At 64.0% G+C, this 12,541-nt stretch carries 3 protein-coding genes; 2 read left to right on the plus strand and 1 reads right to left on the minus strand.

Annotated elements, in window-relative coordinates:
- The first annotated feature begins 338 nt into the window (after window positions 1–338).
- Both J5M58_RS00750 and J5M58_RS00755 read left to right on the plus strand, forming a co-directional pair.
- On the plus strand, window positions 339–1,199 hold the full coding sequence (locus tag J5M58_RS00750) for a formylglycine-generating enzyme family protein (RefSeq protein WP_207876912.1): 861 nt from the start codon (window positions 339–341) through the stop codon (window positions 1,197–1,199).
- Window positions 1,200–1,325: 126 nt separating this feature from the next.
- Window positions 1,326–3,776: a TonB-dependent siderophore receptor gene (locus tag J5M58_RS00755; protein WP_207876914.1), complete on the plus strand. Its 2,451-nt coding sequence runs from the start codon at window positions 1,326–1,328 to the stop codon at window positions 3,774–3,776.
- 156 nt (window positions 3,777–3,932) lie between these two features.
- Here J5M58_RS00755 and J5M58_RS00760 read toward each other — a convergent pair whose 3' ends face one another.
- Entirely contained in the window at window positions 3,933–12,530 is an 8,598-nt protein-coding gene (locus tag J5M58_RS00760) for a non-ribosomal peptide synthetase (RefSeq protein WP_207876918.1), read from the minus strand.
- Between the last annotated feature and the right edge of the window lie 11 nt (window positions 12,531–12,541).

Here is a 12,541-nt window from a genome sequence, read left to right on the forward strand (position 1 = left end):
CTGGCTGGCAACTACCCCGCCGGCCATGATCCCGTGTAGGAGCGGCCTTGTGTCGCGAGGGGGCGCGAAGCGGCCCCAGTTCTTTGCATCCACGCCGATATTGCCGGGGCCGCTTCGCGCCCCATCGCCGGCAAGCCGGGCTCCCACAAGTACAGCGCAGGCCTCAAGATTTTTCGCGGTCCCTATGGGAGCCTGGCTTGCCGGCGATGGGCTGCGCAGCAGCCCCAGTGACGTTAACTGGCTGGTAAGGGGCCGCGTGTGTATTGGTTAATTTCTCACCACCCCGATTCGTCTGAATGCGAAACGCAGCCCGCATTCACCCGTTTCGAGGACCACCAATGAACGTATCCGCCTGGCTCTACCGGCCAGCCCAGGTCACCTGCCTGCTGCTGGTCAGCGCCTACGCCCACGCCGCCAAGCCCGGCGACGTGTTCCAAGACTGCAAGGACTGCCCCGAGATGGTCGTGCTGCCCGCCGGCAGCTATGTAATGGGTGCCCCCGACGACGAAGTCGGCCGCCAGCCCGACGAGGGCCCGCTGCACACCGTGACCTTCGCCAAGCCCTTCGCCATGAGCCGCTACCAGGTCACCGCCGGCGAACTGGACGCCTACATCAAGGCCACCGGCACCGTCATCAAGAGCGGCGACGACCGCCCTGGCCGCTGGTGCGAAGCCAGCAAGCCCAGCTACAAGCAAGGCCCCCGCCAGCCGGCGGTGTGCGTCGACTACGACGAAGTGCAGGCCTACACCCGATGGCTGGCGAAAACCACCGGCAAACCCTACCGCATGGTCAGCGAAGCCGAACGCGAATATGCCGCCCGTGGTGGCTCCAGCGGCCCGTTCCCCTTCCCCTTCGACGAACCGGGCAAGTACGAAATCAGCAAGCACGCCAACACCTATGGTCCCAAGGACGGCTACGCCTTCACCGCCCCGGTGGGCAGCTACCCGCCCAATGCCTTCGGCATGTACGACATGCACGGCAACGTCTACGAATGGGTCGCCGACTGCTACCACGACAGCTACGAAGGCGCCCCCACCGACGGCAGCGCCTGGATCCAGGACCCCAAGTGCATCCGCGCGCACATGCGCGGCAACGACTGGGGCGAACCGCCGATCTTCTCCCGCTCGGCCAACCGCAACGACCGCCTCAAGACCACCCGCGGTGACTTCCTCGGCTTTCGCGTAGCACGCGAACTGTGAAGTTGTGACGCGGTTAACGCAGCACCGGGCAAAAAAATCGCCAATAAGAATCGTTCCGGTTTTTCACAGGTGCTGCGTCCTATAGCTGACATAGAAAAAAACCCTCTGCCAACGAGACCGCAATAGATGTCCAAGTCCCTCCCCGGCCCGCTCAACCCGCTTGCCAAAGCGTTACTGATCCGTCATTCCCTTCGCCCCCAGCGCGCGTTAACCCGCATCGGCCTGGGCCTGGCGATATCCGCTGCGATGGTTGCCCAGGTGCAGGCACAGGAGTGGACCCTGGACATTCCAGCGCAGTCGATGAACTCGGCGTTGCAGGCACTGGCCAGGCAGACCGATACCCAGTTGCTGTACAGCCCGGAGGACATCAATGGGCTGCGCTCCACGGCCCTCAAGGGCCGGCATGACCTGCAGTCTTCGCTGCGGACACTGCTGCAAGGCACCGGGCTGCGTTACCAGATCGATGGCAACACCGTAACGGTGACGGCCAGTTCGGGCGCACAGGCCGGCCAGGTCGAGCTTTCGGCGACCAACGTCAATAGCGTGGGCCTTGGTGCCACCACCGAAGGCACGGGCTCCTACACCACCGGTGTCACCAACACTGCCACCAAGATGAACCTGTCGATACGTGAGACGCCCCAGTCGATCAGTGTGATCACCCGCCAGCGCATGGACGACCAGCAGCTCAACAGCGTGACCCAGGTGCTGAACCAGACACCGGGCATCACCATGTCCCAGGACGGTGGCCTGCGCTACAACATCTACTCCCGCGGCAGTGCCATCAACACCTACCAGCTTGACGGCGTGACCACCACCCAGGAAAACCAGACCCGCAACATGCCCAGCACCTTGCTGGACATGACCATTTACGACCGCGTCGAAATCGTCCGCGGCGCCACCGGCCTGATGACCGGCGCCGGTGAACCCGGCGGCGTGGTCAACCTCATTCGCAAACGCCCGACCCGCGAATTCCAGTCGCACATCCAGGGCACTGTCGGCTCCTGGGACTCCTACCGCAGCGAAGTCGATGTTTCCGGCCCCTTGACCGAGGGCGGCAACCTGCGCGGGCGCATGGTGGCGGCCAAGCAGAAAAGCGGCAGCTTTCGCGACTGGTACAAGGAAGACAAGGACATTCTCTACGGTGTTCTCGAAGCGGACCTGAACGACGCCACCCTGGTGCGTTTCGGCGTCGATTACCAGAAGTTCAAGGCCACCGGTTCACCGGGTGTGCCGCTGTTGTTCACCAACGGCAAGCAGACCAACTTCTCCCGCTCGACCAGCTCCGGCGCCCGCTGGATGTACGACGAGCTGGAAACCACCAACTATTTCATGGCCGCCGAGCACACTTTCGCCAATGACTGGCAACTCAAGCTGGCCGCGAACTACATGGATTCCAATCGCGATAACTACAACGGCTCTTATCAGACCTCTTCGGGCCGAGCGTGGATCAATGAAGAAACCGGCGCTGCGCGAATGTTGCGTTACAACGCTGAAGCCGACCAGACCCAGCGCGGCCTGGACCTGACGCTGCAGGGGCCTTTTTCCCTGTTCGGGCGCACCCACGAGTTCATCACCGGTTTCAACTATCAGGATTACAAGAACGATCACACCGGTTATGACGTAGGCAACACAACCGTCAACTTCTATGACTGGGACAACTACCTGCCTCGGCCTACCGATACTGGCGCACTGGGGGAAATTCTCGACATCAAGAGCAGCCAGCGAGGCGCCTACGCGGCATTCAAGTTCAACCTGATGGACGACCTCAACGTAATCGTGGGCGCGCGCACCTCCGACTATGACTACGACTATTACTACTGGCCTACTACGAACGTCAAAATGCACGAGCGGGGTGAAGTAACACCGTACGCGGGCATCATCTATGACCTGACCCCCGAGCAATCGGTGTACGCCAGCTATACCGATATCTTCAAGCCACAATCCAACCTCGATCGTAACGGTTCGGTCATTGGCCCTGTCATAGGCAGCAACTACGAAGTAGGCTGGAAAGGGGCGTTCTACGACGGGCGTCTGAACGCCAGTACGGCATTGTTCCTGGTCAAGCGTGACAACCTGGCGGTGCAGGATGGCGACGCGATCGTGCCAGGCACGCTCGACCAGCAAGCCTACAAGGGCGCAAAGGGTACCGAAACCAAGGGTATCGACCTGGAACTGTCGGGTGAGGTACTGCCTGGTTGGCAGGTCATGACCAGCTACAGCCATGCCCGCACGGAGGACGCCGATGGCGTGCGCCAGCTGACGCAGTACTCCATGGACACCTTCCGCTTCTGGAACACCTATCGCTTCCAGGGTGACTGGAACAGGCTGACGGTGGGTGGCGGGGTGTCCTGGAACTCCAGCATGTCGCTCTACTACAACAGCCTCAAAGCCCGAGCCACCCAGGATGACTACACGGTTGCCAGCCTGATGGCGCGCTATCAGGTCACCGACCATCTGGCCGCCACCCTGAACCTGAACAACATCTTCGACGAGAAGTACTACTCGGGTATCGGCGGCAGTGTTGGCCATTACGGTGACCCGCGTAATGCCACCATGAGCCTGCGCTACGACTTCTAGGCCGACAGCCACCTGTACCGTTGTAGTCGAAGCGGCGTCATCCACACAGGATGACGCCGCTTTTTTTCGTCTCGGTGACGGCACTGCCGACATGAAAAACCTGTGGGGCCCAGGTTGAAGGTGGGCCCCACAGGTCATTCAGCTGGGCTTGGCGGATCAGCCCGGGACCGGCTCCGCCACCAGCCTGGCCGCCAGCCCCTCGATCACGTCCCGATGTTTGAGGATGTCATAGTGACCCGCTGCAACCGTGTGGTTCTCGCGGCTTCCGTGAACCGCGAAACGTTGGCCATGGTCACCAGCCCACCAGCACAAGGCAGCGGCACGGGTCGTCGGCAATGCCGGCAAGCGCTCCGACAACGCCTTCAGTTGCATCGCCACGGCAAAGGTGTGGGCCAGTTCGGCGCTTTCTACACTGGCGAAGGCCGACGATGCCCGCAGCCCCGAGCGTACCTCATCGATCAGCCGCTCAAGCAGCGGAACACCACTGCCCGGCGCAACGGCCGGCAGCGCCACCTGCTCCTTGGCCAGCCCCAGCAGCACACTCAGGAAGCTGCCAAGGTCGTCACTCCAGTCCGCAGCCGGCGTTGCCGACGCACCGGTGGGGATGAAACTGTCGACCAGGCCAAGCATCGATACTTGCTGGCCCTGGGCTTCCAGCTCCTGGGCCACCAGCACCGCCAGCGTGCCACCCAGCGACCAGCCGGCAAGCTGGTATGGCCCTTCGGGCTGCTTCTGGCGAATGTACTGGGCATAGTCGATCGCCATGGCCTGCAACGAATCATCCTGCCAGTTGCGATCGAGCAGCATGCGGCATTGCACGCCGTAAACGCTGCAATGCCCTTCCAGTCGACGCGCCAGCGGCTCGTAGTCGAACACCGTGCCAAAGCCTGCATGCAGGCAGAACAGAGGCCTGGCCCCGGCTACCCGGCTGTTGAGCAGCAGCAGCGGATCAAGGGCGACTTCGGCATCGGTATAGCCGGAAAGCTCGCCAATGGTGGGCCTGGCCATGACATCACGCAGTTTCAGCTCGATCGACAGGTCGGGCCGCGCTCGTACCTTCGACAGCATCTTCAGCACACGCAACGAATCGCCCCCCAACTCGAAGAAGTTGTCATCGACACCGACTTCATCCACTTCCAGCACTTCCTGCCAGATAGCCGCCAATGCCCTCTCCGTGTCATCACGCGGAGCCACCCGCGCCGGTCGCGCGGCCAACTGCGGGGCCGGCAGCGCATTGCGATCGATCTTGCCGTTGGGCGTGAGTGGTAACGCCGGCAGCACTACCCACTGGGTCGGTACCATGTAGTCCGGCAGGTCGGCACGCAAGGCGTCACGCAATGGTGTGGCGGAAGTCGCCCCATTGCTGGTGACCAGATAAGCCACCAGTTGCTTGCCGGTAGCGCCCTCCCGGGCCACCACCACGGCATCCCGCACATCCGCCAGGTTCCGCAGCCGTGCTTCGATTTCCCCGGGCTCGATGCGGAAACCGCGAACCTTCAACTGGTTGTCCAGGCGGCCGATGAAGTCGATCACGCCATCGGCCCGACGACGCACCCGGTCACCGGTGCGGTACAGCCGCCCGCCCTGGGCAAACGGGTCGGCGACAAAGCGCTCGGCGGTCAGTGACGGGCGCTGGTGATACCCGCGCGCTACACCCTCGCCACCAATGTAGAGCTCCCCGGCCACGCCATCGGGCACCGGGTTCAGGCCCTGGTCCAGTACATGCAGCGTGCGTTGGCCAACCCGCTCACCGATCGGCGCGTACACCGCCTGGCATGACTGCTGTGCCGATACTTTCCACAACAGGGGGGTCACGACCGTTTCCGTAGGCCCGTAGCCATTGGTCAGGAACTGCGGGCGCAAGGTCCGCTTGACCAGCTCGAACAGTGCATCGGGCACCGCGTCACCGCCAAAGCAATAGATACGCACCGGCGGTGCAACCTCCTGCCGGGTTTGCGCGAACTCGGCCAGTTGCTGCAGGTACGCCGGCGGGAAGCAGGCAATGTCGATGCGTTCGGCATGCAGTACCTGCCAGGTCTGCTCGGCAGTCCACAGCTGGCTATCGCGCACCACCAGGCAACCGCCCGACGACAAGGTCGACAGCCAGCGCTCCTGGGCACCATCGAAAGCGAACGACATGAACAACAGCTCACGAGTGCTTTCATCCATCTGGTAAAGGCGGGCGATTGCCTGGCAGTGCATGCCGATCTGCCCATGGCTGACCGCCACGCCCTTGGGTTTGCCGGTGGAGCCGGAGGTGTAGATCAGGTACGCCAGGTTGGCGTCGTGCACCAGCACCTGGGGGGCATCGGACGGCAGGCTGGCGATAGCCAGAAGGTCCAGCTCCACGCAGTGCTCCACGCCGGCAAAACGCTGGCGCAAGCCGCTGCTGGTCAGCAGCAGGTGCATGGCCGAATCCTCGACAATCCACTGCAAGCGATCCTGCGGGTAGTCGATATCCAGCGGCACATAGGCGGCGCCGGTTTTCATCACTGCCAGGAAAGCCACGATCACCTCCACCGAGCGTTCCAGGGCGATGCCGACCGTAACCTCCGGGCGCGCGCCCAAGGCAATCAGGTGGTGTGCCAGGCGGTTGGCACGCTCATCCAGTTGGGCATAGCTCAACTGTCGCTCGCCACAGGCCACCGCGATTGCCTCGGGCCGCGCCTGGGCATGCCGGCCGATCAGCTCGGCCAGCCTGGGCATGGCCCGCTCGCGTGGCTGCAGGGCATTGCGAGCCTGGGCCTGCTGCGCTTGCGCCGGGGTCAGCATGTCCAGGCTGCCCACGGTGGCGTCAGGGTTGTCGAGCATGCCCGCGAGCAGCCGTTCGAAACTGCCACGAATGCTGTCGGTGGCTTGCTCCGTGAAGCGGTTGCGCAGGTAGAGGAACTCGACCGAGAGCGTCTCGCCCAGATGCACCGCCAGGTCCATGGCGTAGTTGGTCACGTCGCGGTTGCTCACCTCACCGAACTGCAGCGAGCCACCCCCGCCCTCTTGCAGGCGCTCGTCCACCGGGTAGTTCTCGAATACCACGATGCTGTCGAACAATGCTTGCCCGGCCTGCCCCGCCCAGCGCTGCACATCGGCCAAGGCTGCATGTTCGTGGTCCCGCAGTTCCAGGTTGTAGGCCTGCAGTTGCTGCAGCCAGTCGACAGTCCGTTGCTGCGGTTGAGGCGTCTGCACCACCGGCAAGGTGTTGATGAACAACCCCAGCATTTCGTCGGCGCCGGGCAAGCCGGCCGGCCGGCCGGCCACGGTGGCGCCGAAGCACACCGTGGCTTGCCCGGTATAGCGCTGAAGCAGCAGCAGCCAGGTCGCTTGGATCAAGGTGTTGGCAGTGATGCGCAGGCGCTGGGCCTGCTCACGCAGTTGCCGGGTACGCGAGGCATCCCAGCGCAGGTACAGCGCGGCGTGCCCCTGCAGGTCTGCCGACGGGCGAGCCGCCAGGCTGTCCGCCAGCCAGGTAGGGCTTTCCAGCTCTTGCAGCTTGCCTCGCCAGAACTGCTCCAGCGCCGCCTTGGGTTGCCCGGCAAGCCAGCGGATGTAATCGCCAAACCGCCCTGCCGGTGCTCGTGCAGGGTGACCATGGTAGGTCTGCAACACCTCACCGAGCAGTCGTGAAGTGCTCCAGCCGTCCATCAGAATGTGATGACGGGTCCACAGCAGGTGCAGACGCTCGTCGTCCAGCCGCACCAGCGTCAGGCGCATCAACGGCGCGACACTCAGGTCCAGGCCTTGTGCGGCGTCGGCCTCGGCCAGCGCCTGCAGCATCTGCGCACTCACCGGGCGGTCGCGCCAGTCATGCACGACCACCGGCAATTCGACCTTGCGGTAGACAAGCTGCAAAGGCTCGGCCAGGTGGGGCGCCGACCAGAACGCACTGCGCAGGATATCGTGGCAGCCGATCACCTGCTGCCAGGCTGCCACGAACCGATCGATTTCCAGACCTTTGACTTCCACCGACGTCTGGTTGATGTAAAGCGCGCCTTCAGGCCCCTGTAGCGAATGGAACAGCATGCCCTGCTGCATCGGCGACAGTGGGTAGATATCGGCCACCTGCCGTGCAACTGCCGGCAGGTCATCCAGTTGCTGTTGGCTCAGCGCGGCCAGTGGGAAGTCCGAAGGCGTTACACCACGGTTGCCAGGCTCGCAGCAATGAGCGATGAGCGCGCCAAGCTCTGCGGCATAGTCATCTGCCAACCGCTGCATGACCGCCGTGTCGTAGCGCTGCGCACTGAAGGTCCAGCCAAGTTTCAGCTCGCCGCCATATACCTGGCCGTTCAGGGCGATCTGGCTATCGAGCGGCGCATCGGCCGGTTTGGCCGCACCACCGTATTCCCGGGCGGGTGCGAACAAGCCCGACTGCTCGTCGAAGCTACCGTCGAACTGCCCGAGGTAGTTGAACACGATCTCCCCCTGAGGCAACGCAGCCAGGGCTTCACGCGCACCAGTCGGCCCCATGTACTTCAGCGCGCCATAGCCCAGGCCTTTGTTCGGCACGGCCCGCAACTGCTCCTTGATCGCCTTGATCGATTCGCCGATGCCCCCCAAGGGGCTCAACTTCACTGGGTACATGCTGGTGAACCAGCCCACCGTGCGGCTCAGGTCAATGTCGTCGAACAGGTCTTCCCGGCCATGGCCTTCCAGCCTGACCAGCACCTGTGGCTGCTCGGCCCAGCGGGCGATCACTCGAGCCAGGGCTGTCAGCAGCAAATCATTGATCTGCGTGCGATAGGCCGCCGGGGCATCATGCAACAACTGCCGCGTGGCCTCGCGGCCCAGCCGCGTACTGACCGACGCTGCGTGCTGCTGCTGGTTGCCACCCAGCGCATTGGCGCACGGCAGATGGTCGCTGGTGCCCTGCAACTGCGCTTGCCAGTAGGCAAGTTCCGCTTGCAGCGCCTCACTTTGGGCATAGGCCTGCAACTGCTGCGCCCAGGCCTTGTAGGCGCTGGTCTTGGCTGGCAATTGCACCGGCTGCCGGTTGCCCAGGGCCTGGTAGGCCTGTTGCAGGTCCTCCAGCAACAGGCGCCACGACACACCATCCACCGCCAGGTGATGAATGACCAGCAGCAGACGCTGGCTGCCATCGGGCAGGCTGGCCAGCAGCGCACGGACCAGCGAGCCTTGCTGCAGGTCCAGGCTGCGTTGGGCCTGGTCAGCGAGTACGGTCAACGCCTCCTCGTCCGCGCAGGCATGCTCCCAGAGTATCCGGGCCTGTTGCTGTGGCTTGTATTCCGCTTGCCAGGCCCCCGCCTGCTGCTCGAAGCCCAGGCGCAGTGCATCATGATGGGCGACCAGTGCCAGCAACGCATCGTGCAGGCGGTTCGCCTGCAGGGGTTCGCTGGGTGTCAGCATAACCGACTGGTTCCAGTGCCCGCGCTGGCCAATATCGGCCTCGAAGAACCAGTGCTGAATCGGTGTCAGCGGTGTGCTGCCCGTGATCGGCCCTTGTTCGCTCGCACCTGCGACAACACGCCGTGCCACCGTGGCCAGGCCTTGTACGGTCTGATGCTGGAACAATTGCTTGGGGGTGAACTGTACGCCGGCCTGACGGGCCTTGCCCACGACCTGCAGGGAAACGATGGAGTCGCCACCCAGTTCGAAAAAGTTGTCGTCCAGGCCCACCCGGTCCAGCTTCAACACATCGGCCCAGATCGCCGCGATCCGTTGCTCCAGTTCGCTTTGTGGTGCGAGGTAGTCACGCTGCAACTGGCTGGCATCCGGTTGCGGCAGCGCACGGCGGTCCAGCTTGCCGTTGGCGGTCAACGGCAGCTTGGCCAGGAACAGCAGGTGGGCCGGCACCATGTAGTCCGGCAGGCTCGCCTTCAGCGCAGTACGCAGCGCTTCACGCTCGGCAGCCTGGGCCTCGATGCTGGCCATCACGGCCGCATCGGCAGGTACTACATAACCCACCAACTGCTTGCCGCCAGGGCCGTCCTGGGCCAGCACCACACCCTGGGCCACGCTGGCCTGCGCCTGCAGCCGCGCCTCGATCTCGCCCAGCTCGATGCGAAAACCTCGGATCTTCACCTGATGGTCGATCCGTCCCAGGTACTCCACCACTCCCGCGCCGCCGTAGCGGGCCAGGTCGCCCGAGCGATACAGGCGGCCACCCTGGCTGTCGAACGGGTTCGGCACGAAGCGCTCGGCGGTCAGCCCCGGGCGCCCGTGATAGCCCCGCGCCAGGCCGGCCTGGCCGATCACCAGTTCGCCATGGCTGCCCGGGGCCACCGGGTTCAGCGCGGCATCCAGCAGATACCACGACAGGTCCGGGATCACCTCGCCGATCGGGCTGCTCGCGCCCTTGGTCAGGTCGGCCTTGGTGATCGGCCGGTAGGTCACATGCACCGTGGTTTCGGTGATGCCGTACATGTTGATCAGCCGTGGCTGCTGGTCGCCGAATACCTCGAACCAGGGAGCGAGGCTGCTCACGTCCAGCGCTTCACCGCCGAACACCACGTGCCGCAGGGCCAGGCCCTGCCCCTGCCGCGCTGCCGCGCAAGCCACCGGGATCAACTGGCGGAACGCCGACGGCGTCTGGTTCAGGACCGTCACCTGCTCGCGCTGCAGCAGCGCATGGAAGTCCTCGGTGGAACGTGCCACATCCTTGGCCACCATCACCGCCCGGCCGCCGTACAGCAGCGCGCCGAACAGCTCCCATACCGAGAAGTCGAAAGCGTAGGAGTGGAACACCGTCCACACATCGCTGGCATCGAAGCGGAACCAGTCCTGCGTCGCCGCGAACAGGCGGACCACGTTCTGGTGCGGCAGCAGCGTGCCCTTGGGCTTGCCGGTGGAGCCGGAGGTGTAGATCACGTAGGCCAGGTTCTGCGGGGCTACTGCAACCCCGGGGTTGGCGTCGCTGTAGCTGGCCAGAGCCTGCTCATCCAGCTCCAGGCACTCGATAGCGGCCGGAATTGGCAGCACCTGGCGCAGGTGCGACTGAGTCAGCAGCAAGGCAATGCCACTGTCGGCGAACATGTAGCTGAGGCGGTCCTCTGGGTACTCCGGGTCCAGCGGCACATAGGCGCCACCGGCCTTGAGGATACCCAGCAGGCCGATGACCATTTCCAGGCTGCGCTCCATGGCGATGCCCACCAGCACATCAGGGCCAACGCCACGCTCGATCAACTTGTGCGCCAGCTGGTTGGCCCGACGGTTCAGCTCGCCATAGCTCAGGGTCTGCTCGCCGAAAGTGACTGCCGGCGCCTCGGGAGCGGCGGCCACCCGGGCCTCGATCAGTTCATGAATGGTTCGCTCATCCGGGAAGGCGACGGTGTTGCGGTTCCAGTCACGCAGCACGGCTTGCTGCTCGTCTTCGCCGAGCAACGGCAGCTCGCTGATACGCTGGCCCGGTTGGCGCACGATAGCTTCCAGCAGGTTGACCCAATGCCGCGCCATGCGCTCGATGGTGCTGGCGTCGAACAGGTCGGTGGCGTAGATCAACGAAGCCCCGATGCCCTGTTCATGCTCGGAGGTGTCCAAAGCCAGGTCGAACTTGGCGGTGTGGTTGTCCCAGGCCAACGCCTCCATCTCCAGCCCTGCTATACGTCGAGGCTCGCCCTTGGCCTGGGTCTGGTGGTTGTACAGCACTTGAAACAGCGGGTTGTAACTGAGGTTGCGCTCCGGTTGCAGCGCATCGACCAACTGCTCGAACGGCAGGTCCTGGTGGGCCTGGGCACCCAGGGCTCGTTGCTTGACCTGTTGCAGCAGCTCGCCGAAGGTCAGCTGCACATCGAACTCGGCACGCAGCACCTGGGTGTTGACGAAGAAGCCGATCAGGCGCTCGGTCTCGACCCGGTTGCGGTTGGCAATCGGTACCCCAACGCGGATGTCCGCCTGGCCCGAGTAGCGATGCAGCAGGGTCTGGAAGCTGGCCAGCAACAGCATGAAAGGCGTCACGCCCTGCTGCTGGGCAACCCGTTTCAGGTGGGTGGCCAGCTCATCGTCCAGCACGATCGGCAACCGTGCCCCTCTGTGACTTGGCATGGCCGGGCGCGGATGGTCCAGCGGCAGCTCCAGCACCGGTTGCTCATCACCCAATTGTTCGGTCCAGTAAGCCAGTTGCCGTGCCTGTTCGCCAGCTTCCATCCAGCTACGCTGCCAGATGGCATAGTCGGCATACTGGATCGGCAGGGCCGGCAGTTGCGGCACCTGGCCCTGGCTGAAACCTTGATAGAACTGTACCAGCTCATTGACCAGCACCGGCATCGACCAGCCATCGGCGACGATATGGTGCAGGGTCAGTACCAGCACATGCTGGTCCGCCGCCAGGCGCAGCAGCCGGGCCCGCAGCAGCGGCCCCTGCTCCAGGTCGAACGGTATCCCCGCTTCGGTCTCGACCCAGGCCCGCACCGCGGCCTCGTCGGCGTGCGCCTGCTCCTCGATGAGCAGGTCGAACGGCATCTGGCCATGAATGACCTGCACCGCCTGCTCACCGTCGCGACGGAACGTGGTACGCAGGGTTTCATGTCGCTCGATCAGGGCCTCGAAGGCCAGTTGCAGAGCTGTGGTGTTCAGAGCCCCCTTGAATTTCAAGGCAGCCGGGATGTTGTAGGTGGCACTGGCAGGCTCCCATTGCCACAGGAACCACTGCCGTTGCTGGGCGTATGAAAGCGCCGGCAATGGATGCTCGCCGCGCACCTCGGGGATCGGCAACTGGGCCAGGCTCATGCCCTTCGCCGCCAGTTTCTCGAGGAAGAGTTTGCGCTGTGGCAGCGGCAGGCCGATGAAGCGCTGCACCAGAGCCATGTTTCTGTTAT

Source organism: Pseudomonas sp. 32_A, from assembly GCF_017490905.1.
GTDB classification, from domain to species: domain Bacteria; phylum Pseudomonadota; class Gammaproteobacteria; order Pseudomonadales; family Pseudomonadaceae; genus Aquipseudomonas; species Aquipseudomonas inefficax.